Annotated in this window: 22 protein-coding genes; 8 read left to right on the top strand and 14 right to left on the bottom strand. The window is 57.7% G+C overall.

All coding sequences use genetic code 11. The features are described from left to right. Positions 1 to 22: 22 nt before the first annotated feature. The 5 genes from AC0L2Z_RS11640 (at position 23) to AC0L2Z_RS11620 (ending at position 3,060) form a co-directional block, all read left to right on the top strand. Complete coding sequence (locus AC0L2Z_RS11640; RefSeq protein WP_473628043.1) at positions 23 to 946, top strand: endonuclease/exonuclease/phosphatase family protein; 924 nt, start codon at positions 23 to 25, stop codon at positions 944 to 946. Positions 947 to 1,009: 63 nt separating this feature from the next. After that, on the top strand, positions 1,010 to 1,558 hold the full coding sequence (locus AC0L2Z_RS11635) for a hypothetical protein (RefSeq protein WP_473628041.1): 549 nt from the start codon (positions 1,010 to 1,012) through the stop codon (positions 1,556 to 1,558). Position 1,559: 1 nt separating this feature from the next. Continuing rightward, complete coding sequence (locus AC0L2Z_RS11630; RefSeq protein WP_473628039.1) at positions 1,560 to 2,387, top strand: hypothetical protein; 828 nt, start codon at positions 1,560 to 1,562, stop codon at positions 2,385 to 2,387. 44 nt (positions 2,388 to 2,431) lie between these two features. Then, on the top strand, positions 2,432 to 2,719 hold the full coding sequence (locus AC0L2Z_RS11625; protein WP_473628038.1) for a hypothetical protein: 288 nt from the start codon (positions 2,432 to 2,434) through the stop codon (positions 2,717 to 2,719). Beyond that, positions 2,695 to 3,060 carry a DUF4160 domain-containing protein gene (locus tag AC0L2Z_RS11620; RefSeq protein WP_473628037.1) on the top strand — a complete coding sequence of 122 codons (366 nt, stop codon included), beginning with the start codon at positions 2,695 to 2,697 and terminating at the stop codon, positions 3,058 to 3,060. Before AC0L2Z_RS11625 ends, AC0L2Z_RS11620 begins: the two co-directional genes overlap by 25 nt. Before the next feature lie 264 nt (positions 3,061 to 3,324). Here the strand turns inward: AC0L2Z_RS11620 and AC0L2Z_RS11615 are convergent, their stop codons facing one another. The 4 genes from AC0L2Z_RS11615 to AC0L2Z_RS11600 form a co-directional block, all read right to left on the bottom strand. Further along, positions 3,325 to 5,328 (bottom strand): NACHT domain-containing protein, encoded by a 2,004-nt coding sequence (locus AC0L2Z_RS11615; protein WP_473628035.1) that lies wholly within the window; start codon positions 5,326 to 5,328, stop codon positions 3,325 to 3,327. A 188-nt stretch (positions 5,329 to 5,516) separates the two neighbouring features. Then, complete coding sequence (locus AC0L2Z_RS11610; protein WP_473628034.1) at positions 5,517 to 6,854, bottom strand: MBL fold metallo-hydrolase; 1,338 nt, start codon at positions 6,852 to 6,854, stop codon at positions 5,517 to 5,519. Beyond that, entirely contained in the window at positions 6,836 to 8,770 is a 1,935-nt protein-coding gene (locus AC0L2Z_RS11605) for a gluzincin family metallopeptidase (RefSeq protein ID WP_473628032.1), read from the bottom strand. The genes AC0L2Z_RS11610 and AC0L2Z_RS11605 overlap by 19 nt, the downstream gene beginning before the upstream one ends. Positions 8,771 to 8,839: 69 nt before the next feature. Continuing rightward, entirely contained in the window at positions 8,840 to 10,048 is a 1,209-nt protein-coding gene (locus AC0L2Z_RS11600) for a DUF2235 domain-containing protein (protein ID WP_473628031.1), read from the bottom strand. Between the two features lie 398 nt (positions 10,049 to 10,446). Here AC0L2Z_RS11600 and AC0L2Z_RS11595 point away from each other — a divergent pair, with 398 nt between their 5' ends. From AC0L2Z_RS11595 to AC0L2Z_RS11585, 3 genes are read left to right on the top strand one after another with little or no spacing between them, the layout of a single operon-like run. After that, positions 10,447 to 11,391 carry a HamA C-terminal domain-containing protein gene (locus AC0L2Z_RS11595; protein ID WP_473628030.1) on the top strand — a complete coding sequence of 315 codons (945 nt, stop codon included), beginning with the start codon at positions 10,447 to 10,449 and terminating at the stop codon, positions 11,389 to 11,391. Continuing rightward, positions 11,388 to 13,994, top strand: a complete 2,607-nt coding sequence (locus AC0L2Z_RS11590) for a DEAD/DEAH box helicase (protein ID WP_473628029.1) — start codon at positions 11,388 to 11,390, stop codon at positions 13,992 to 13,994. Before AC0L2Z_RS11595 ends, AC0L2Z_RS11590 begins: the two co-directional genes overlap by 4 nt. After that, positions 13,994 to 14,731, top strand: a complete 738-nt coding sequence (locus AC0L2Z_RS11585; protein WP_473628027.1) for a DCL family protein — start codon at positions 13,994 to 13,996, stop codon at positions 14,729 to 14,731. The genes AC0L2Z_RS11590 and AC0L2Z_RS11585 overlap by 1 nt, the downstream gene beginning before the upstream one ends. Positions 14,732 to 14,818: 87 nt before the next feature. On the opposite strand, the gene AC0L2Z_RS11580 is transcribed toward AC0L2Z_RS11585, so the two are convergent. The 10 genes from AC0L2Z_RS11580 to AC0L2Z_RS11535 form a co-directional block, all read right to left on the bottom strand. After that, positions 14,819 to 15,442 carry a hypothetical protein gene (locus AC0L2Z_RS11580; protein WP_473628025.1) on the bottom strand — a complete coding sequence of 208 codons (624 nt, stop codon included), beginning with the start codon at positions 15,440 to 15,442 and terminating at the stop codon, positions 14,819 to 14,821. Then, on the bottom strand, positions 15,439 to 16,398 hold the full coding sequence (locus AC0L2Z_RS11575) for an MvdC/MvdD family ATP grasp protein (protein ID WP_473628024.1): 960 nt from the start codon (positions 16,396 to 16,398) through the stop codon (positions 15,439 to 15,441). The genes AC0L2Z_RS11580 and AC0L2Z_RS11575 overlap by 4 nt, the downstream gene beginning before the upstream one ends. A 1-nt stretch (position 16,399) precedes the next feature. Further along, a complete protein-coding gene (locus tag AC0L2Z_RS11570) occupies positions 16,400 to 16,588 on the bottom strand; it encodes a hypothetical protein (RefSeq protein ID WP_473628022.1) in 189 nt (62 codons plus the stop codon). A 162-nt stretch (positions 16,589 to 16,750) separates the two neighbouring features. Then, positions 16,751 to 18,535, bottom strand: a complete 1,785-nt coding sequence (locus tag AC0L2Z_RS11565) for a hypothetical protein (RefSeq protein WP_473628020.1) — start codon at positions 18,533 to 18,535, stop codon at positions 16,751 to 16,753. Then, positions 18,502 to 20,151: a DEAD/DEAH box helicase gene (locus AC0L2Z_RS11560; RefSeq protein ID WP_473628019.1), complete on the bottom strand. Its 1,650-nt coding sequence runs from the start codon at positions 20,149 to 20,151 to the stop codon at positions 18,502 to 18,504. Before AC0L2Z_RS11560 ends, AC0L2Z_RS11565 begins: the two co-directional genes overlap by 34 nt. After that, positions 20,138 to 20,452: a hypothetical protein gene (locus AC0L2Z_RS11555; protein ID WP_473628060.1), complete on the bottom strand. Its 315-nt coding sequence runs from the start codon at positions 20,450 to 20,452 to the stop codon at positions 20,138 to 20,140. Before AC0L2Z_RS11555 ends, AC0L2Z_RS11560 begins: the two co-directional genes overlap by 14 nt. Continuing rightward, positions 20,376 to 20,915 (bottom strand): Hachiman antiphage defense system protein HamA, encoded by a 540-nt coding sequence (locus AC0L2Z_RS11550; protein WP_473628017.1) that lies wholly within the window; start codon positions 20,913 to 20,915, stop codon positions 20,376 to 20,378. The genes AC0L2Z_RS11555 and AC0L2Z_RS11550 overlap by 77 nt, the downstream gene beginning before the upstream one ends. Positions 20,916 to 20,961: 46 nt before the next feature. After that, positions 20,962 to 22,014, bottom strand: coding sequence for an AlbA family DNA-binding domain-containing protein (locus AC0L2Z_RS11545; protein WP_473628016.1), 1,053 nt, complete (start codon positions 22,012 to 22,014; stop codon positions 20,962 to 20,964). A 140-nt stretch (positions 22,015 to 22,154) separates the two neighbouring features. Then, entirely contained in the window at positions 22,155 to 22,751 is a 597-nt protein-coding gene (scpB, locus tag AC0L2Z_RS11540) for an SMC-Scp complex subunit ScpB (RefSeq protein WP_473628014.1), read from the bottom strand. Between the two features lie 121 nt (positions 22,752 to 22,872). Continuing rightward, positions 22,873 to 23,766 carry a DUF1403 family protein gene (locus AC0L2Z_RS11535; protein WP_473628013.1) on the bottom strand — a complete coding sequence of 298 codons (894 nt, stop codon included), beginning with the start codon at positions 23,764 to 23,766 and terminating at the stop codon, positions 22,873 to 22,875. Positions 23,767 to 23,833 lie beyond the last annotated feature (67 nt).

The following is a 23,833-nucleotide window of genomic DNA, read 5'->3' as shown; positions in this document are numbered from 1 at the left end:
CGTTTAGCAAAGGGAGGGTCACATGAAACCAAGATACATACATATCGGCAGTTGGAATATCGAACATTTCGGCCGAGTGGATGATTCACCAAACAACCAATACGCCATCGCCGAGCACATCGAACTCTCCGGCGTCAGCATTCTAGCGCTACAGGAACTTTATATCACAGATGACTTCCCACCGGGCGGCCGGCTCGGAAACAAGTTCCTTAGATCGTCCTTGGATCTTGTCGAGGAACACACCGACAATCATTGGGAGTACGAAATCTTCCCGAATCGTGATCCGAGTGATCGAAGCCAGCTTTGCGGCATCGCCTGGAACACTGCCAGAGTGACAAAAGTCGGCGAAACGCTGCGAGTCAACGTGTCGAACCAGGCAGTGGACGACAATGGAGACAGACTCTCCCTTTGGGACAGGCATCCACATGCGGTGAAGTTTGCGGCGCGACCGGGTGAAGACGCAGCCATACAGCTGACAGACTTCGTTGTGATTCCTCTCCACATGAAGTCGAACGTCGGGCAACGCCACGTCGTGATGCGCACGCGATATCATGAGGCGCGCGAATTAATGGCTCAGCTCGGCGCTGTTAGCGAGGCGTTCGCCGAGCGCGATATTATTGTCCTCGGTGACACCAACTGTAAGAGGCGTGACGAAGGGGCGATCCAGGCTTTCATTGACAATGGCTATGAAGACTTGAACGAAGACGACATCCCGACATACGCGATCGGCAATGATGCGCCGTTCGACCGCATCTTTATCCCGCGCGGCGCCGAGCGGAAAACATTCCGGTTTAGCCACCAGTATATTCTGAGGTCGGCAAGCCCCTTGGCGCATGATAAGTATCTTTCCGACCACTATTTGGTGAAAACATCCATCGTGGTGCGTCGAGACGATGATTTTGGCGTCTCCGAGGTTGCGGCTGCCGTGAGCGGAACGCAGGCCTGAAGAGTTCGGCTCTCATCGCCTGCGGGAAGGCGATGCATGGTGGTTGATCGATGTGGAGGGGGCATGGGGCAGACACTCATTGCGATAGGCATCGCCATTCTCGCGGTAGGCCTCCTTGTCGCGTTCGCCCTGAGGCCGGAGGCGCTTCGCATCGTCGGCGATTTCACGCGAATCGGATCGGGTTTCGACAGCGCCCTCCCGCTGCCACCGGATGAAATCAACAAAGCCATCAGCGAAGCCAATGCCATCGCGACTAGCATTAACGAGGCGACCATTGAGACCAAGTCCTGGGCACAATGGCTGTTGATGCTGGTCGTCGTGTTCGGAGCCGCAACGACGATTCTCGCTGGCCTGCAGAAGGCAATTCAATGGGGACCGCGGGCCAGCACCCTCCTGACCCTTGCTATCGGTTTGCTCGGCGCAGGTGCTGCCGTCTCGACATCCGGTGCAACTTATCTGAATGGCGCCGCCGACAGCCGTTTCGCCTGCGTAGACAACATTGAACAGCAGGCCGCGAAAACGCTCAGTTCGGTCAGAGATGAAACCGACGCGCAGGCGGCGCGCCAATACCTTGTTGATTTGCTCCGGTTCGCGAACCGGTGCAAGGCATGAAATGCCTGTACGACTGCTGTCATTCGCCTCGTTGGCGCTAATTCTGAGCGTCGCGAACGCCGTCGCCGCCTGTGATTTTGCCCTGCGGAGCACGAAGCTGACAGATGCCCAGATCGAAAGGGCGATCGACATTGTTAACGCGGCCGTGCGCGATCCAGAACTCGTACTCTTTTTCTCAAACACGATAGAAGGTAACGCGGACAGCGACGGCATTCCCGTCCATCACATCAGGCTGGACCAAGCCAGGCCAGTCGTCGCAGAAGTACCCGCAGGCTGCAGGGCAATTGTGATCAGCGGCGTACATTTCGAGCGCAACTTCGCGGTTCTGTCAAAGGACAATGAGCTCATGCAGGACAAGCAGATTTCGATGCTCGTGTTCCTGCTCCTGCATGAGCTGGGGCATATCGTGAACAAGCACTACGGTGCGTTCCTTCCGGCCACAGCCGATGCCGTGCCAAACAACGACGAGACCGAGGCGAAAGCGCGGGAGCGCCAAGCCGACGACTACGTTGCGACAATCCTGAAACGGGAATTTGGCCGGCTCGGAAATGGCAACCCGCCGATCGATAACTACGACCTCTATTTCGGCACCACCGAGGCGATTATGTTCCTGAGCAGCCTCTCCTTCGTGGTCTCAAGCGAGGCGACACTCGACTGTTTCGGATGCCGGTCCCTTGGAGATCCCCGAATATTCTGGGATCATGGGCAGTCTCACCCTAATCTGGAGTATCGCCTGCTGCTCATTAATCACGCAATCAGCGCTACTGCGGAATCGCAGGCGTTGTTAGACAGCTATGAGAAAGCGCGCGACGAGTTAAGTGCTCGCTAGCCTTTGTAACAGATGGACGTGAGAGCGTTGAGCGATCAGATCCGATGACCGCCGAACTGCCGAACCTTTCGCGGATTGAGCTCGCGCTCGGCGAGCAGGTGGGAAAAGTGGCTGCGCCCCTGCTTAACCAGGGCATGGCGCTTGAAGAAGCCCTGGCGACTGCCTACCCGATCGCGGCGCGGCAGCTCATCGAGGCCGGTGAAAATGCGCAGGAAGTCGAGACGGCTCTGACCCGTCAGCTCACCTCTCGCGGAATCCTGCCCGAGCATGAGACTTTGCCCTCGCCGACGTGCTGCACGCCGCGCTCATGGAGAGCTTCGATCAGGCGCTGAGTACGCTGCCCGAAGGGCCGGTCCGTCTCGACGAGGTGACGGTCAAGGCGAACACCGGCTTCAAAATGGTCCTCTACCCCAACGAGTCCCAGCACGCCGGTTTCCCCCACGTGAAGGTCCAGCTGCAGGATGGCGACGTCAACATCTCGATCGATGATGAGCCACGTGTCGTGGCCGGGAAGCGCAGCCTTCGCGGCGAGGCGGCCGCCCTCCGCGCGGTGAAAGATCACAAGCAAAGCTTGCTCGCCGAGTGGCACGCGACCCGGCCCGACGACCAGAAGACCAGAAGCTTCCGAACGCGGCGAACTCCGCGCCGGCAAACCAGCCCTGATCTAGCCTAGGGGGTGAACCCTCGAACGGGCGGCTATTACGTCCTATGGGTTTCCCTGTAGTCGGTCTGCCCTATGCGTCCCGATTACGGTATGTCCTTCCTTGGGTGCCGCCACGGCCACCCGGACTCCCGTCCTTGCATTCAGGGGCAGGCGAACTTGCGTACGCCCCAGGGCGTACCAGCGGTCGCCCCGTCAACTGCCTCAACGGCTTGATTTCCGGTTGGTTTGGACAGATGTATTGGAGCAACGGACGCTGTCCTATACGTCCTCTCACTATGCGACAATGGCAAGCGCTGTGCGAGCGAGGCGGACGTCAGGGTTTAGTCCGACCACATCACCGGTGCTGGCGTCATAGGCGCGCATGTGGGCGAATTGCTCATTCTTCCAATCGGAGCACCAGAACAGGAAATCGCCATGCGGTGCGGCACCGCACAGCTCATCTGAAGTGGGCAGCCTTGTCCTTGAATGCAGGGCGAACGCGACCGCGTCGTACCAGGAGAGTCGACAAGCCACTGATTGAGAACCGTCGCCATGACGCCGGCCCTTGTGAAGGGCGCCTGATCGGTGCTGATCATAGGGGAAGGTTGCTGATTCCACTCCATCGGAGCTACGCGCAATGCTCGGATGAAGCCCATAGCCCGTGCTTCGGCGCCACCCGCTCTTTTTGAGAAACTCCCGATACTCTCCAGGAACAATCGGGCGCACCCGTTCCGTACCCGTTTTGGCTTGGCGGCGGAGCTCTCTGTTAAGCATCGGCACCAGCAAGCGATTGATGTTGTAGCCGTTGACGAGATCGATGTGCGCGATGGTGTCCGACGAGCACTTACAAATTTCCTCGTACATCAGCGTCGCGAAAAAATATTCCCAAAGGGTGTAATGCGCCCAGCCTATGTTGTTTTGGTCACGTGTCAGCAGGCCGGCCTTCAATCCTGCCTCTATCTCCTGTTCCGCTATTTGCCGGTTCAAGATGTTGGAAAAGCGTCGCAGCCCGGAGATGGCCTTTGTGATTCCCGATTCCCTTATGTGGGGGATGTTCCGGATGAGGGCATGCCGAACATAGAGGGCGTAGATCTTGTCTAGTGCAGGCGCGCCCGCTTCGACCAGAGACGGGAGCACCGTCTTGAGAAGCAGCAAGAGGATCGGCGATGCGAGGAACGGGTCCCAGCGGCGATCGCCACCAAATGCCGCTTCGAGCATGCTTGGGTTGTTTGCCGAGGCAAGGAAGGCGATTGCCTCTTGTCGCGGCACGGCGCCGATCTCGAGAATCTCGAGCGGATCGGCGTTGCCGATAACCTTTCCGATGATCGACTGGTGAAGGAAATCTCGTTCCGCTGCATTGTCGGGAAGAGCGTCGCGCAGCAACCGATCGATGCTGCCATAGGCGACCTTCCGGCAGGTCGCGATTACAGGGCTCCCCGCCGGTAGGCACGCCGCCAGCTCAACCAGTGCGTCTGACGCCACCGCCTCGCCGCCCAGATCGGCACCGACGAGTTCGTCCAACCCGTCGAGGAGCAATACGAGCTTGTGCGACGCCGTGATCTCCGCCGCGAGCTCGGGCGCCAATGGCGGCTGCGCCTTGGCGAACAGGAATGGCAAATCGATCGTTTGTGCAGAGCGGAGTCGCGCTGCCGGGACCAGCAATGTGACGACATCTTCCCGTCTCTGAAGTTCGCTCTCCGCCCAGATCACGAGCCCCGATTTTCCGGAGCCCGCTTCCCCGATGATAGCAAGATGACTCGTTAGATTGGACGCGCACCACTCGGAGATATACTCTCTCGCATCGCGCACTCCTGCGGCCGTCAGGACCACCAACGAGATGGGCCGATTCCACCAGTCGAGCTGCTCGATCCGGCGTAGAATTGCTTTCCGATGGTCCGCCAGATCGACCTGCGGAGCGTGCTGGCCAGGCCTAGCACTGGGTGTTGGCGAGCCGGTCAGGCGCTGAAATGCTGCGGCCTCGGCTTCAGCTTTCCATCTGTGAAGTTCAGTGGGAGGGTAAAGAAGCGGGTCGCTGTCGATCAACTTGGCGCAATTCTGACAAAGCCAGATCGCATTTTCGATGCTGCTGCGCTCTTCCGCCGACGGCTGCGGGTCGTATCGCGGACCACCGGGAGCGGCCGCAGTGATGTGTGCGGCAACGCCGATGTTAATCGCTTTGCTTACATTTATTTGGGGACCGGAGGTCGCGCGCTCGCAGCCTGGACGCGAGCAGATCAAGCCCACCCGTCTGGCCAGCATGTCCTTTACATTGGCGGAGAAGTCGTCGCGCACGGCCATGATTGGAGATTCACTTGACCACTATTGAATATCACGCAAGTCGTCATTTCGTATTGGTCAGTCGGCATAGAGAGGGCTACGGCGCGCTTCTTCGCATAACGACCGCCGTGATCCCAGCAAAAACCGTGTGCGCTCTCAGCAACGTGGCGGCACTTGCCACAACCTGGTCCGCGTTATTGCACCGGTGATCATGTAAAAACCACGTCTATAAAGCCATTTCCTCCCCTGATTCGCTCGAAGTCCGTGCGCAGGGGCTGGGCTTTGCCGAGCCATTCCCGCTCATACGCTTCAAAATCGGCAGGGTCTTTCGGTTTGAAATCTTTGAGATCGGCCTTGTAGATCCGCGTATCGCCGATGCGCCGCGCGATTTCGGTCATCAGCAGCCCGCGTGGAATCGTGCGATACTTCCCACGTTCGGTTGACACGACTGCTATTGCTTGTGATCGATGACCGGCTGCGGGCAGCGGCAGGATTGCATCCAGGATCGCAGTCGCTTCGCTGGGTTTTCCCTTGCCCATATCCCAAGGTGTGCTGTTTTCACTGCCATGATGGCCGATCTTGAGGAAGTCGACTGCCTTGCCGAGCAGATCTCGGCGCTCCTTCCACATCACGTTCCATGAGCCATTCATCTTGCCCTCTTTGAAGTCGCCATGCCATTCGGCGTCGCCGACAAACAGCAAGCGCTTCTTGTTCCATTCGACCAACAGGACAATGCTGGAGTTGTTTTTTAGCGTGCCATCCAGTTCTGCAAATGCCAGAGCGTTCGACTGCATGCGGGCGCGAAGGGCGCGAAAAGAGGCCGGGCTGATATTGCGGGGCAAAGGCGGCTCTTGCGCTTTTGCCGTGGCATCAAACTCTTTTTCCGCGTCGAACGCGGCCGCTCCCAGCACATCCTTCAATGTTCGCTGAGCGGTCGCGCTGAGATAATAACGATCGAAATCAGCCTCCGGGCCAAGGATGTTGATTTTCGCTTTATGGAGTTCAATGCCATGTGTTTCGTTGGTTTCGCCGGCATGCACATAGGTCGGCTCTCCGCCATCGAGCAGCGTCTTGCGCAAGGTCTGCATGGCGCCTTTGTTGTCAATCTGGAAAACTGACAAGAGCTCGCTTGCGCGAGGGCTCAGACTCGGCCCAAGCCCGGCAAGCCCCCGCATGGCTTGCTCAGCGACCCCTCTAATCTTTCGGGTCTTTCTCGCCTGCGGATGTTTGGGATCCATGGCGCAGTTCATCCAAACCGCGCCGACCTTCATGTTCTCGAATTGCTTGGGATCGAAGCCCGCTATGTGATCCTTGTGCTCGTGCGTGACAACGACAAGATCGAGCCGCTTTTTTCCGTTCTGTGCGTCTGGCAACTCGCTCTCGAGCTGTTTCATCGCCGCGACAAGATACTTCTCTTCGCTCCAGGTGCCGCAGTCGATCAGCATATGGAATGCGTCTTCCTTTTTGTCGGTCTTGCCGGGGATGCGGACATAAACGCAGTCGCCCAGACCAACATCGTAGAGGCGTATCAGGAGCTCATTTGCCATCTAAGGGCTCCCAGGCTGGAACCATCGTCATCGTAAACATGAAAGTGTGGCGAGAGCTCAAACCGAACTGAGCCGTCAACTTCGCGCGCAATCAGCGGCGGTGTAAGGCTTCCAACGAGACCTTCGGGACCGGCGAGTTCCTCACCAACCATCCCCTCCTCGATGCGCCTAGCAAGCGCGTCGAGATACTCCCGCCTGCGCTGCTTGCCAGCCTCCAGTTCAGCCAAGGCTGCCTTCTCAGTACCAAAGAGCTTTTTCCGTGCTTTCACCTTCTCCCTCGCCACGCTTGCCGTCGCAAAGGGTTCGCTACCTGCCTTGCGCGCCCAATAGAGCAGACTGCCATTGACGTCGAAGACCATCGTCCCGCCACAGAGCAGGCTGGTCGTCTTGCCATTAAAGGAGCCAAATCGCGTGCCCAGCAACACCAAGTCCTCGCGCCACAGATATTGGAGGATGATCTGTTTGGGCTGAAAGAGGCCCGGACCGACCATTTTCTCGGAGGTGAAGACCTCATCAACGATGATGTCGACGTTGTCGGGAATGAAAAGCTTATCGCGGTTGTCGTCGAGATACCGGTAGGCCGCTGCACGCGAACTCCCGATGAGCTCTGGATCGTGCGAAATTGTTCCTGGCATCCGATCGTACAAGGGCGCACGCACCAGCAGGTCCGTTCTCTCCTCTGCGGTTATGATCTGCCGATTGACGAAAATGTCCGCGATCATCTTGCGATAGTTGTTGGGGTCGGTTGGATTTGCGATCGCGAGGTTGCGTAAGACAGCGCGCGCATAGTCGTTGAACGTAACCTCGACTGGCGGCAAAAGATCGAGCGCCTGGATGGCAATTATCTGCATCTGGGCGACCGCATATTGTAGCGACTGAGCCGGAGTGTGGGTTTCGCCGTCACTGCGCTCTCGCTTGAGATATTGCTCGGTCAGCGCAACGAAGATGTCGAACATCGCTCCTGTCATCACCTCCGAGAGCGTGTGCGGTTCGATCTCATCCTTGTATTCGCCAAGCAAATGCTCGTTTGCCGCGCTACGAAGGTATGGTTGTCCTGCCACGGCGTTGCCGAACTCCGTGGCGACCGACGCTATGAGTTCGTCGCCGGATTTCGTCTTCAAGTGCCCCTTCGTCCGGGCCGCAAGTTCCTTGCGGAATGAACTGTTCCGCAGTGTCATCAAGATTGCAGTCAGGTCACCAAGGAATTCGTGAAAGGCACCCGTCTGCGGCGAAACCGCCTCCAGGTAGTATGGGCGAATCCCATCCAGCAATGCATGACCGAACTCGTGATTGACGATGTCGCTGGACAGGCAGGTGTGAATACGCTGACCGCTGTCGTCGTCAAAATAGTAGAACTGGAGCGACTTGCTCTGGCGATCATAATAGGCATTTGCGCCGTAGCCGGCATTTGGCGTGACCAGAAGCCGATTGCCTTCGAACGCCCAGGAGATGCGCCGGCCGAGGCCGCTTGGGCTCTCGAAGAAATCAAGTGTGCTTTGCAGGATCGCCCAGGTGCTGACCTGGCGGAAGTGAGCCGTTTCTTTCAGCGCTCGATCGACCCTGCGCCCCTTCGGATCGAGAAAAACCTTCTCGCCGACGCTCCATTTGGCCGGTTCTTCCAACCTATTTGTGGTGCTGTCGTAATCGACAATAGCGAACCTGGAACTTGTCGGGCCATCGCCAATGCGTGGCTCCCAAGGCACATAAAAATCGTCATCGATTTGCAGGCCGGGATTCTTCTTCGCGACAAGGGGATCCTTGTAATATGTGTCGAAGCGGACCTTGAGGCCGAGCTTCTTCTGCGTCACCCCATCCAGGAACCGTCGAGAAGCGTAGACGTCTCGCGTCTCTGCAGGTGACAGGGCCACCGCCACAGTCTTTTCACCCTTCTTAACGGGACTGCTTTTTTTCGCCATCTGCATCCCCCTCGGATGACTGAGAATTGGCCCTGCAATCGTGAACTTCGAGATATCAGGCTGTCTGCGCTAGCTGGCAGCTTCTTTAGCCAGGCGATCTTTCATGAGGTCACCATAAGGCTCAACATCGAATGCCGTTGGAAAATTCTCAGGCTTATATGCCGACATGGCCGCCTTCCGATCCAGAACCGACTGATGAACAAACGGCCGCGGCTCCTGTCGCTCGATCGTGCGAGGCTCGGCCTGCGGAATATAGAAACCGAGCGCCGATTTTCGCTTCCATTCACGCCATTTGGCCGATTTTGGAATCCATTCGAGCGCCTTCCAGCCCCAGGTCATTGAATCGTGCACCGTCCCAAGTGGATTGGGGCTGACGAAATTCATCTTCCCCTCACCCTCTCCTGTTCCGAAGACGAGGCGCTCCCGCAGCCGAGAATTGATCTGCAATCCAAATGCCGTGGCTTCATCAATCATCCAGTCGAGCGGAAATTTAGAGATCGCGCTGTCCTCTTCAGGATAGCCACCACCGACATCCGAATGACATCCGGCAAACCAGACTTGCCTGATATCCTGCTCTTGTGCCGGCGCGGTTTTGTCGAAAGGATTTTCGACAAATATCTGCGGATCGAGCCACCGGTTCAGCCGGAACATGCGACGATGCTCATCGATCGCAATTGCATGTCGAAAGACCTCGACGCTCGGGTTGGTCCTTGTATGCGGCAGTGTCAGAAGCTGTGGTAGAAGTCGGTCTCCTCGCGGCACGATGACCGACGCCACCGTATCCCATACGCCAAGAAATTTGACGCGAGCATCTCGGGCACCGGAGACTTTGGAGAAGTGCCACGCGATGCTTAGGTCGTGTTCATCGCTGGCCTGCTTATAGGAGCTTACAGCATATCGGACGATATTGAGCTGGTCCGGTTGCAGCAGACCGATCATGTGGATCAGGCCCGCGACGGCTCTAACTGTGTAGGCACCGCGGCTGAAGCCAAAGAGGAAAATTGCGTCCCCTTCCGAATAGTGCCGGGAGATGAATGCGTAGGCGCCTGCGATTTCAGCGTCGAGTCCATAGCCGGTCGCAAGCTCAAACACTGATTTGGTGTTTTGTCGCCAGCGGGCCCAGGCGTCACTGGCGCCGATCGTGCCTATGCCAGCATCGTAATACACACACTGTTCGTCGTTCTTCCTCAGGATGCGAAAAATCTTCAAGACATTCGAGAGATTGCGCTCGATCTGATTTCCCGTACCGTCGCAGCAGACAACGATGTTTTTCCCCATCAACGCTCCCCACTGATGCACTAAGATTAACCCGGACAACTTCGAACTTCTATTGCCTAGCACGTTTTTCGTATAGGCGTTCGCTGGAGCACTTCGTTCGCCCCGCTATTTTCGCGCCGACCTCGTTCCGAGTGGCTGCTTCCGCCAAAAGCGGATGTTAGCAGTGTTAGAAGTTCCCCGGTCGCGCTTGTATTTTTCAATGTCGGTCAATGAAACTGCCGTCGCCATATCGATCGCTTCCGGAAATCTGCCCAGCTCTTCAAGGCACAGGGAAATAAGGTTGCGATAGCTGGATGTTCGGCTTCGCGCGTTCGGGTCATTACATCTACGCTCGCCGACTTGCGAACGCACTCAGAAGCTGCAATATCCAGACAGGCCTAAGGCGGGGAATCTAATAAATGTCGGAGCTTACGGGCGCAGAACTCGACGCCATATTGTCGGGTGACCCTGACGCATTGGATATACATCTACGTCTCGTTGAACGAGATCTTGCAATTGATGGGCACAAGGTGACAGTGCACTGCCATTGCCTAACAACGGATGCAAATGGAAGAGTAAAGGTCAAGCGTCTCGTAGAGTTCATGCGCAACGCAGTGGCTGACTACGCCATTCCGCGCAAACGGATTGAAGAGGCAAGACAGCGCGACGCGAAATTTCGCTCAACCTCCGCTGTTTCCGCCCTTCATCAGGAGGCGCGAGCGGTCTTCACGGACCTTGCAACCACGGGAGAGGGAGGCGAGATGCTGTTGTTCCTCCTGGCAGAGCGCTATCTTGGGCTGCCGCACGTCCTATGCAAGATGGATCTGAAAACCGACACTCGGATGCATTACCATGGCGCCGACGGTGTCTACGCGGCCGTCACGGATGATGGCCGCTTAAAATTGTATTGGGGCGAGTCGAAGGTTTACGGCAATCCGACCGACGCCATTCGAGACTGTCTCGCATCGCTGGCCCCATTTCTTCTTGAAGAGGATCATGAACAATCCTCGCGCGAGCGTGATCTCGTGCTCCTCAGTGATAAAGCTGATCTAGGCGACCCACGCCTGTCCGAGGCGTTCAAACGCTATTTCGATAGGACGTCGATCCTATCAAACCGCGTCGAGTATTGTGGTGTTGCCTTGGTTGGCTTCGACGCTGATTTTTATCCATCAAGAGAAACAAGGGGCGCGTTGGATGACATGATTTCCGCAGCGAAGGCCGATCTGGAAAACTGGAAGATTGCTGTCGGACGCAGGCTGACCGCGGAAAAGCTCGAACATTTCGAGATTCACTTTCTGTGCATGCCCTTGCCTTCGGTTGAAAAATTCAGAGAGGCGTTCCTTGCGACTATGGGACGTTCATGACCGAAAGTGAACTTCAAGACTGGCTCTTCGAGACGTCGCTGCATCGCGAGCTTCAGCAACTGGGCGTCCTCACAGCATTCCTCGAGCTCGACAACGTCACAAAAGATCAATCGCTCGAAACCGTCTCGTTCGACTGGCGCCGCTTGCTTTTCGCAGCAAGCATTCTCGCCAGATCGGAGACGAGAGCGCACAAAGAAGCGAGCTTGCGAATCGCAACCGGCGCGATGCTGCTTCCCACTTCGGAACCAGTTAGGGATACTGCGGCGGTGCTGTTCGACAAACTGTCAAACCACCGGTCCGCTGCACTAGCCGAACAACGTGGGCGATTGCGCCCCAATCTGGTATCCAGGCTGGGAATTGCCTTGCGCATCGAGGATCAGCGAAGGCAGCTGGAACGCTCAGTTCTCCTTGAGGCGAGCGGCGAGCGCCTGGCTGTCAACGATTTCCAATTGAAGTTCTGGTCGGCCGCCGCCGATGACAAGGCTTGGTTGTCCGCTTCTGCTCCGACAGCATCCGGCAAGACGTTCCTCGTGTTGAAGTGGCTTGTCGACTCCCTGGGCACAGGTAAGGTCCAACGAGCCGTGTATCTTGCGCCAACTCGCGCTCTGGTATCGGAAATCGAAGCCTCCCTGACGCAGATCATATCGCAGTCCGATCTGGATGCTGAGGTCACCTCCCTGCCATCGGCCCAGAAATACAGCGCCGCAACGAAGGGCTCCAAGAAGTGCGTCTTCGTGTTCACGCAGGAGCGGCTTCATCTCCTTGCGAACCTTATGAAGGAGGAACTCGATATTGACTTGGTGGTCGTCGACGAGGCCCATAAAATCGGCGATCCTCAACGAGGCGTCATTCTTCAGGACGCGATTGAGCGACTCTTGCGTTCGAGCCCAAACATGCGTGTTGCCTTTGTTAGTCCGGCAACGCAGAATCCAGAAGTCCTCCTGGACGACGCGCCGGAGACCACGCCGAAGATCGCCGTGGACAGCGACATAGCCACAGTTTTGCAAAATATCATTGTCGCTCACCAGGTGCCCGCAAAGCCAACCAAATGGGCGCTGCAATTCCGCCACGGAGAGGAATACCTGCCCGTCGGTACGTTGACCCTGTCAAGCAAGCCGAACACGATGAAAAAACGCCTCGCATTCATCGCGGCGTCTGTCGGCCAGCGCGGTGGCACTCTTGTCTACGCCAATGGCGCAGCTGAGGCAGAAGAGGTGGCCCTGCTTATCAGCCAGTTCACCGAGAAAACGGAGTCAGTTGATCAAGAGCTCTTCGATCTGGCCGACCTTGCCCGAAAGTGCGTGCACAAGAACTATATGCTTGCGCCATTGGTCGAGCGGGGGGTGGCCTTCCACTACGGCAACATGCCATCTCTTGTCAGGTTGGAAATCGAGCGTCTGTTCCGGACCGGAAAGCTGAAATTCCTCGTTTGCACATCCACTCTGATTGAAGGCGTTAATCTGTCGTGCCGAACCATCGTCGTTCGTGGGCCAAAGAAGGGCAAGAAAACCCCGATGGCGCCTCAGGATTTCTGGAATTTGGCCGGACGCGCGGGGCGCTGGGGCGATGAGTTCCAAGGCAACATCATCTGTATCGACGCTTTAAACGAGGACGTCTGGCCATCGGGTGTGCCACAGCGGACACGCTACCCGATCCGTCGTGAGACGGATGCTGCCATGTCGAAACTCAACGCCCTCACGACATACATTGTAGACCGGTCGACCGTGGGTGCGTTGGATGCCAACCAAGTTAGAACATTCGAACAGGTCAGTGCCTATCTGACCGCCAGCTACATGCGTGATCGATCTCTGGCCGCGGCGCCGTGGGCAAAGCGTACGTCTGAGGAGGATCTTCGCAAGCTTGAAGACATCCTGGCGCAGGCGACAGCCGGAATGGACGTCAGCCCGGAGACCGGCTCGCGAAATCCAGGTGTCAGCCTGTTCGGCCTACAGCGTCTTATAACCTATTTCCGAAGCTATACCGGGCCGCCGGAGGACCTGTTGTTGGCGCCATCCGAGAGTGACGACGCATACGATCGCTTCACCGAGGTCATGGAGCGGCTGAACGAACATGTTCTTGCTGTCTTCCTTCCTGGCACGTTAATTCCGCTTCATGCGCTGATCGTTCTGGAGTGGATGAAAGGTTTCTCGCTGCCGACGATTATCCGCAAGCGCATAGAGTATCTTCAGCGCCGAGACACCGCTTTCGACACCGCACAGGTGATTCGCAACACCCTCGAACTTATCGAGGGTACAGCCCGCTTCTTGGCGCCTCGCTATTTCTCCGCATATGTCGATGTCTTAAATCAGCATCTGCGGGAAATCGGAAGGGAAGACCTCATTGATGATGACCTTGATATCGGTGTAGCGCTCGAATTCGGGGTGACCTCGATCACTATGCGCTCACTCATGGAGCTCGGAATGTCACGCATGAGCGCCGTGGCCCTTTACGAAATCATTGCTCTCGATGGCTTGGATGAGGAGGGCTGCATTCAGTGGGTAGCAGAACGTCGGGACCAACTCGATAGCATCGGTCTCCCGGCTATTGTTGCCCGAGAGGTGCGCGAAAGAGTGCTCACGAAAGTTCCATTGGAGGAGGATTGATGCCCAAGCCGGTGGAATTGTCGAATGGTCGGATCTGGAAAACTAAAACCTCGGCAAAACAGCATTTCAAAGAGATGTTGGCGCGCTACAAAGATGGAGATGTAGTCATCGATTACGACGACCATATGGACCTCTCCGCCCTATTGGAGCGGTTCGATGTGCTGGTGGCCGATGGTGCGTCAAAGATTGGCGCGGGGATCGAACGGTTTGAGCGGCGACTGAATAAAGGCGACGGCTGGTCCAGCCCAGGCTTCTGGGTCGTTCGAACCGACAAGACGTCGACTGATTTTAGTTATGTAAAAGCGGTGGAAGGCAATCCTAAATCTCAATCGCAAGAATTCTACGATGCCTGCCACAATGCCGTCTCGCGAGACCTTTTGCATATGAAGCAGCGGCAGTTTGATCACTTTGCGAACGCCGACGGCGAAATCGAATGCGACATCACGGGCAAGCTTGTCGTTTATGCAGACGCCAATCTTAGCCACGCCAACCCGCCTTTCGGCACGATTGTAAGCGATTTTCGGAAGTCCAAGGGATGGGAGCTTGCATTTCCTTCGGGTACGCTCACGTTTTCCCAAGATGCACAGCTATCGACACATTTTGCCGACGAGGCATTAACTCGCGAGTTCAGAAACTATCATCACAAAATCGCCCTGTTGCGCATCGTGGCCAAGTCGAGGCCACCTGGAAGCACGACCATGTCCTTATCGGTGAACCGACCGTTGCACTTCAAATAGGGGGCAGAATAAGAACGGTTCCCCCAGATCTGGGAAGGGGTCGGTTGTTGTTCGATTGGCAGAATTTGGACCAAAATCCCGCAACGATCAGGGTGAGACTTGCGGTATCAGAGGGAGCGCAGGGTGGGCGTCAGGCGGCTTAGGTGGGGCAACAAAGCTGAGGGCCATAGCGACTGCAAAGAAAATGATGCCGTTTCGGATAAGGTCGATTGCAGCAGACGCTTCGTTTGCTCGTATCATATTGAGAACTTCGAAGCTGGCGGCAGCCTCATTTAATGTCTTTCGAGCGTCCTCCCCGCCCGCTTCGACAGCATTCATAAATTTCACGCCATAACCGAATCGAGGCTTGGGTCGTAGGCCTCTGAATCCAAGAATGGCTCCGTATAGGAAGAACACCATCGACAGGAATAAAATCGTAAGCACGGCGATCTTGATTAGCGATGCAGCCAAGCCGTCGACAATCGTTTTCGCCACTGCTCCACCCACAGTCAGCGCAATAGACAACGATGCTGTAAGTTTCGATAGTTTGTCATCCAGTTCTTTTGCGCGCGTCCATTCGGAATCAATATACTTCTTAATATCACCGTCACTGAGCGACCTAATATCACTGAACTCGTGTGAATCGAGTGATTGAAGTCGCTTCGCTATACGACGATTGACCAAAGGCGTCCGAAACGCATCGAAGAGAAACGACCACAGTGCCTTGATCACGTTCGGACCTCCGAAGCCAGTTCCTGTGCTATGACCTCCGAGATTCCGCGACCATCGCGATCAAGCCAGCCCCACTCACCTGTCGGGTTGATTTCTATAAACCAATATCGCCCTGCGGAGAGAGCCAAATCGATCGCACCATATCTTAGCCCCAATACGCTCATCAACGCCCGACAACGTCGTTCGACTTCGGCTGGAAGTTGGTGCTCTTTGTAAACGAGTTCTGTCTTTGGCCGTAGACGCCAGTCCCCCTCAACTCCACCTTCATCGGTTTCTACCGTGCTGCACCAAAGGCGTTCACCGATCAATGTGACCCGGAGATCCAACTTCGGTGACAAGAGCGCCTGGCAGGCAACAGGAACCGTGTGAAAGTCCACGTCGATACAATCGGACCAATCGGTAAGGATGGTATATCCGAAATGTTGACTGCTCCCCTCCGATAGAAGAACCGTATCAACGCTCTTGATCGCCAATTTCTGCCCCAAGAGACCAGGAACGTCGGCGGTCTTGTCATTTGTAACAAGCGTTTCAGGCACATCGAAACCGAGCTTGTAGGCCACCCGTAACTGATACGGTTTTGATTCTGCGCGATACGTCGCAGCAGGATCATTGAACCAACGGGCTTCATCAAAAAGCATCAGCCCACGCATCGCTGCAGACCATTGAGAGCGATCGAGTTGTTCCTCGACGGTCAGCGCTCTCCCTGGCGTGTTTCTGAGAAACGTTGGCTGCCGCCACCACACCGACTTAAGATTGGACGCTATGTTCCATACATGGTCGGCATAACTGCAGGTCAGGCGTGCTCTCAAAGGGTCTATTTGGAGTCCAAGGTCCGGCAATTGTTCTCTGTTCAAGCGTAAAAATTGAACACCCATCGCCGAAAGATGATAGCAGACGCGATCGGTGGAGAGATCAGCTAAGCTCGATAAGAGCAGTACATCCACCTCAATTTGCAAGTTATTCCCCTTTTTGGTCCTCTCCGGTTTCAAGGTCATTTTTCTTGGTAACGGGGTCGTTCCCATCCTGGAAAGCTACTAATCCATGCTGATTGCGCCAAACCCCGGCCACAAAATCATAAATAGCGTCCTTGGGCTGTCCGTCTCCGTTTGCTTGGTATTTCTTCGCTTTGGTTTGCAAAAAATGCACCAGGATTGTCCCTATTCTGGAGAGTGATTATGAACGCGGCAGACGATCAGGTACCGTATACGATAAAGTAAAACAGTGAACACACAAACTCTTGGGCCGGTCATTTAAGGGCGCTGATCCCGAGCTTTCAATCTGTCCAAGTGGGCGGCCGACAAAGCCGAATCAAGGCATTTCCCATCGAGCCTCCCCACGACCCATTCTGAATATACGGCAGCTTTGTCTGTCAGGCGCGTATTCAACCTGCAACAAACTCGGAGCTAGTTGCAGGATGCGATGCTGGATGCCGGTGACGCGCTTGAAATCCGGAGTCGTCACTGAGACCGCGCCATTGGCCGGATCGATGCTGATCCGACCAGGAAACGCAGGGCTCGCGAATGCAGGAACAGCGCCCTGCATCGTCCATTCTTGCACGATCCACTTCAATATTGGCCCTGATAGCGCCTCGTTTCGAAACTGTTTCCAGATCGCAGCGGTATCGACCGTCGGCCAGTCCGCCTGGTCGCTAAGCGCCGTGACCTCATTCGAGCCCAACCATTGATTCATCTCACCGCGAGTCACGAAATTTGGTTGCGTCTCACGGATCACCGTCATGGCCGCGACACGCGAAGGCAGCCCTGCTCGCACAAGCGTCGCCATCATCGTCTGCGGAACGCCGGCCTCAATCGTAGCGGCGGCGCTTCCTTCGATAACCTCAGACTCGCCGCCGCTAGCGCGGCGACGCATCCGGACGGCTTCGATCGCCCAGACGAGCCGATAGACAAAGGCGTCCTCAACAACTCGCATGTTGTCGAGTCCAAGGACGACGACATCGGTGCCCGCCAACCATGCACTGAGCAGATCGCGCCAGTTGCCCGGTAGCTCGACATCCGGGATGAACGGCCGGATCGCGAACAGCCGTTCAGCCATGCCAATGAGCGCGCCGCTGAGGCCAGGATGGTCTCCGGCCGAAGCGGCAGCATCTGCCTGGTCGAGCAAGGCGGTGAGGTCTTCTGCTATCGCGTCGATTGCTAAACCCGCCTCCAGCCCGACACCCATGGCGAATGTCGCGCGACGCTGCATCGCGCTCGACTTGTTCCAAATCAGGGTCGCACGCGCCCTAAGTACCCAGAGCTGATTCGACCGGGCCTGATCGCCAAGGCGCCCGATCTGCCGTGCCCAAAGGGAGCCGGTCAGCGCCTCGTCCAGCAGACGAGGCAATTCCGCGCTATCGGCGTCGAGCGCTTCGATCAGCCCGAAGACAGTCGCATCCAAACGTTCGATCAAGCTTTCAATTGTGTCCGCGTCACCAGCCTGATCTTGCGGAAACCACGCTTCCTGCGCGTTGGCGAGGTATTCCATGGCATCCGCCCGCAGGAAGACGTTTGTCCGCGCGAGACGCGCCATGACTTCAGCAACGACCGATATGATCCCGCTGGTTAGAGATCGCGCCTTTGCGGACCCAACGAGGTCGCGCCAAGCTCGGAGGCGCCAGTTTTCGGGTTGGTACATCACGTGGAGAACGAGGCCCTCCAGATCGACGAAGGCGCGGCCGGCGCGGCCCGCCACGTTGGCGAACTCTTCGCCCGAAAGTGGCACGCCCGCTCGATAGAGCGTCGGAATAAGCAGCACCGCAGCGTTCAGATTGAGCCCCTGCGCGAGAGTGGGCGAGGCGACGGTTACGCGAAGGATCCCGGCAGTGAGCAACGCCTCGACCTCACGGAGGAAGGGGCCTGGCAGACGACCATGGTGTATTGCGACGCCGATGGGCAGGCATCGCACCGCCGGATGGTCCTGACCCAGCCATTCGTGACCAACAGCCAAAGCGCGTTCGACTTGCGCAGCGTCCTCGAGTAGAGACGGCAAATAACCGCGCCTGTGCAGATCGACAATCGTCTCTGCGTAGCCCTCGACGTGATCACGTTGCGTGCAGAAAATCAGCGCCCGTTTCCCTGTGCCGAAAACGTCCATGCCGCAGCGAGCGTGAGCTCCTTGTTGTCCCTCGGAAACGGTGTTCTCCGTGGTCGGATTGCAGGCTGCTCAGGAATGAAGTGCCTGATATAGGGGCCGCCTGCTTCAAGGTCGAAACTCAGCCGGCCAGAATTGCCCTGCCAAGCGAGCGTTCCAAATCGTTGCCGAGTCGGGCGCCAGCCCGACTGTATTGGGGTGCCGGCCGCGTCACTGCGTACCCAGGCGGTGAGATCGTTGAGTTGGTCTCCCTCGGGGAGAATCGCAGAGAGGCATACGATGCGGCGGCCCGCATTGTCCGGGCGGCGGAGCAGTCGTTGCACCAAACTCTCATAGCGAATCTCGCGTTCGCTTGGTCCGATAAGATGGCCTTCATCGAGAACGACAAGCCCAACATCGCCGATAATGGTTGGATCGTTGCGTAGCGCAAAGTCGAGTTTCTCGGGTGTCGCAATCACGATGTCCTGCGATCGCAGGGCGTCCTCATCGCCGATTGCCACACCGCTTGCGCCATATAGCGATGATACCGTGAAGCCGAGACTGGAGAACGTCTTCCGAAAGGAGCGCTCCGTCTGCGCAGAAAGGGCGCGCAACGGTGTCACGATCAGAACGCGGCGACCCGATGCGAGCGCCATCAGCGCAGCAATCTCGGCTATGCGCGTTTTGCCGGCGCTCGTCGGGAGAGCAACCACAAGATCATCGCTGAGGTCTGTTGCTCTGTGGGCCGCCTCGAGCTGCGACGGCCATAGCTCGACCTCGGCAACACGCCGGGAATAGAGTTCTCCTACGAAGAGTTTCCGCAGGGCCTGATATCCCTCGGCACCAGCCGGACCGTCGACAGGAAGGACCTGATGCAGGCTGCTGGCCCACAAGTCATCGATCAGGTTCAGCGCGATCCGTGCAGTCCACCACAGGCTCACCGCGTTGGCATGCTTTGCCAAGGAAATTGCCCTGCGCAGCAACAATCTCGCCTCGTCGGCAAGGGCTACGACTCCAGTTTGAAGTGCGAACTCAAAAAACGCGAACGCGCGGAAGATCGTCGTCGTGACAATGACCGTCGCCACATCATCCGGGTCGAGCTCGCCATCGGCGGCTGAACGCGCGATGCCATCGTCTCCGTGTGCGGGGTCGAGAAGCCAAGCCCTTGCTCGCGTACCGAGTGTGTCCAGATCGCGCAGGATAAGAAACGCCAGGGCCTCCTCCGCCGGTGCAAAGTTCGGTCGGTCAGACCGCTGTGCGATCAGCGAGAAGGCCAATGCGGAATAGCTTGCAAGGTGATAGGAAGCAGCGCCCGCTATTCGATAGAAGCCACGATTGACGTCTTCTGGCGCGCCATTTTGGACCAGCGCCTCAAACGCGTTCCCCGCGCGTGCAAAGCCTTTCCGCCAAACATCGGCGTCGCCTTGCGACTCGCGAAGAGCCATCGATGCACGCAGCAGCGATAACGCGTATTCCGCGAGATCCGTGTCGATGGTGTTGCCAAAGGCGGGCGCGTCGTCGGGAAGCACCCCCTCCCGGCGAATAATTGCACGCGCTTCGCCGCGTGCCTGCAGTCGGCCCCTGGCGCCGTCCGCTGCCGTCTGGGTCAGAAAGACGGTCAGCTCCTCAATCGTTTCCAAGGGCGAGCGCTCCTTCGTAGGACAGCCTTATAAACTCCTGATGGTCAGCGATCCGAAGATGAACGACGGTGTGGGTCCGCTCCGTACCGGCTGCCTGAAGATCATCCAGCAGAGCCTGTGGCGCGGCGTTTCCCGACATTGTGAAGAGGGCGTGGTCAATGCGCGCGGCCGGCACTGCACGATTGGCCACTTCATTGCGGATCGCGCGGCCCAGGACTGCGCCATCATCCTCGTGCTCCATCAACCGGTCGGCGATAAAAAGCAGTGACGTCGCGGTCGGACGCCCGTTGTCGCGGGACAGAGCCGCTCGGGCTTCGGATATCGTTGCGCCGGCAAGATTGGCTCGACTCTTGGCCTCCCCCCTTTAGCAGGAAGAGTTCCCCTGCGGCATCGACACGCACGCCGATGAAGTCGTCGCCTCGCAAGGCCATCTCTCGACCGTCCTTGTAGCGAAGTCGCCGAACCGGAACGGAGAAACCGAGTTGCTCCTCGACGAGTTCCGTTGCAAAGATTTCACCCAACTCGCCCGATCGCGCACGCGATGATCGCGGAAGGCGCTCCGCCAGCACCGCAGCGGCGCCAGGAAAGCCCAACTCGCGAATATCGTCCGCGATGCGCGCCATGTCATCGTAGTGCGAGCGAACAAGATCCGGCAGTCGGTCCGCGATGGCAGCCCGGCCATCGGCGCGTTCTGTGAGACGGCGAAGATGCTTGCGGCCATCCTCCTGATGATCACAGTCGCACCAATCATCGAACAGCGGCATCGTGCCTCCCTATTTCAGTCGCGACTCGTCTGGTCACGTTCGGACCTTATCGGCCGTAGATAGAAACTCCTCTAACCTTCTCGAGAAAGCGCTCGACGAGATCGGGATCGTCAACCCGCTCGACCCGTGCGGGACGGGACATTGCGGCAGAGTTTGTGTTTGGAAAACCCCACACCAGCTTTGGGTTGCGCTTCAAATTCTTCATCGCAAGCAAGACACTGAACGATCCGCGAAGTTCGGAATCGTCTAGAAGCAACTGAATGTCACGGAGGTGGCGACCTAAGGCTTCGTGGAACTCATGAATCGTGATCCGCCCGTTGGCATCCGCAGTGATGGGATGGGCGACATAAGAGTGGATCAACCAATCGTCACTGATGAAGAACCGCGATGTCGCGCGGTTTTCTACCAACGTGACGTCGCGGACCTCGACGCCGTCATCGCATCCCTTGAACACGCCACTCCCGCCATGTTCGTGGTAGTGACGGATGGACTTGAGAACACCTCGCCCTGGGTCGAAAGGGGCTCTTCCGCGTTCATAGTGCTCCTGAGGCACGATTGCGATGTGCAGCGTCGCGCCGTTGTTCTGCATTATGTCTCTGGCTTCGACCGAAGCGTTCTCCCGCTCCATGAGTTTTACCGCGTCCGCCTCGAACTGCTCAATGGACGTGAACAGCGAATGGACCTGATCTCGTGGAATGGGAGTGTTCTGCGCCCCGGTGCGCAGGTAGAAACCGCCTGTAATCTTGTTTTGGTACGGTCTCAGCCGATGGGCCGGCAGCACGATGTCAATGATGTAGTTTTCGCCATCGATGTCGAGAAACTCCACCGACACCTTCATCGGCTTTGGATCGATGCTGTCCTGAATGATGGAAGTCAAACGCCGGCGAAGGACATCCTGGTCCCCTTGCAGCGGCTGGAATCGCTCAAACACCCCTCTTTTCTCACCGACACCAACAATGAGATGCCCTGCCCCGGCATTGAGGAAGGCCACAACATCATCAATAAGGTTCGACTTTCCGCGCGGATCATCCAGATTGACGAGTTTCTTGAACTCGTACGCCTGACCCTCTTGGATCATACCATCGCGGATACGCTCCATTGTGAGCGCTGTAGATTTTCCGGTAATCAATAGACTCCCCAACCCACTTTATGTTCATCGACTCTCTTATCGCGCTTTTCTTCATCGATGGATACTCTGCCAAGTCGGCGCAATGGAGGAGAGTGACCCTCAGCCTCAGTTTACTCGATGCCCTCCTGGTCGTTTGTGGTCGATTCTTCACCGGGACCAAACGTTCCGAGCAAATCCCCAGCCAGCAGCTTCTCCTTGCTCAGCAGTCCCGCATCCTTGAGCGCCTCGAAATCCGGCAAATCGCGCAGCGTATCGAGCCCGAACTCCAGCAGGAATTCTTTTGTCGTCACGTAGGTGTAGGGCGCGCCCGGCGTCGGGCTACGCGGACCGGAAGCGATCAGACCCGCACCGCGCAGATGACCAATAAAATCGCGACTGATCTCCTTGCCGAAGAAAGATGACAACTCCGCGCGGGTGATCGGCTGGAAGTAGCCGATGCACATCAGCACGAGCACCTCTGACTGCGTGAGGTCTGCCGCGCGCTCGTTACCGCCGACTGCATTGCGGATGGCGTCTGCATAGGCCGGCCGGGTCAGGTGCTTCCAGCCACCTGCAACGGCTACCAGATCGTAAGGGCGGCCACGCAGCTCCTCGCGAATGTCATCGATCAAAAGGTCAACGCTGCAGCTTTTCGCGACGATCCGCGCCAGCGTCTCGCGGCCGACCGGCTCGCTGGCGGCGAAGATCGTTGCCTCGACCCGGTGCATCCATTCACGCCAACGCGCTTCCGGCGGCAGATGATCCAGTTCCCGGTCAAACAGCTGGTCAGCTGATCGACGGTCAGCTGACCGCTCCCTCCTCTCCTGCGCGCTGCCTCCGCCATAATCGTCACAGCCCGTAGATGCGGAACGCGGGGCGGCCGGACAGCTCGCGGACGGCGCCGAGCTCGACCAGCCGGTCGAACAGGCGGCGCAGGCCGCGGTCGCTCATTCCAGCGATCTTTTCCGAGGCAACGATCGCGTCGTCGGACAGGAGCTTTTCGACAACAGCATCCGCCGCCCTGGCCCTGAGTTTCGGGGCAACAGCAAGCAGCCGGCTCGCGCGGCGCTCGAGCTCGGTGGACAGATCGATGGCGCGCAACGCAGCGCGCGCCTGCGCGGCAAGTAGGCTTTTCGCACGCTCAGGATCTGTCGCAATGCTTGTCGCCAAAGAGCTCGCTGCCGATCGACGCGTGCGGGCGCTTGTACCCAAGGTCGCTTCGGCGCCCAGCAGCGGCACCGCGTGTGCCCAACCCAGCCGTTGCGCCAGCAGGGCGTCCGTCACAATGCCGACCATTCCGATGCCCGCGGAAAGCTGTCGAAGATCGCCCGCCAAGTCGCTGACTGCGTCGTCGTCGCGGCGGAGACCGAGGTCATCCAGCACCGCGCCGATGGCCGCCTCGGTCAGCAGATTCTCGGCAGGCGTGCCGGCCAGCCGGCGCCAAGCCAGCAGCATCGATCCGGCGGGGCCGACGGATAAAAAATCGCCCGGGCGTGTGAGCAGCACGGCGTCGCGCAGCGCGCTTTCGTCCTCGACGCGGCCAGCCTGCCTCGCTGTTGCCGCAGCCGCCGAAAGCGCCAGACGCTGCCGCCAGGCGCCAGCCCATCGCTCCTGCCGGCGGACCACCGCATCGAGCGCGCCGATGGTGGCGCCTGCGGTGAGCGCGACGTCCTCAACATCTTTTCCCGCAAGGCTTTGCGCATCCGGGACGGCGCGGCGCAGCCAGGCGGGCACCGTTGCCATCAGCGCGATCGAAGGGGTACCGGAAAGCGTGGCGTGGTGGCGCGGAGAGCGTTTGGGACGCAGAACC

The sequence above is a fragment of the Mesorhizobium sp. WSM4850 genome, assembly GCF_055811735.1.
This window is presented reverse-complemented; position numbering and strand designations above follow the sequence as displayed.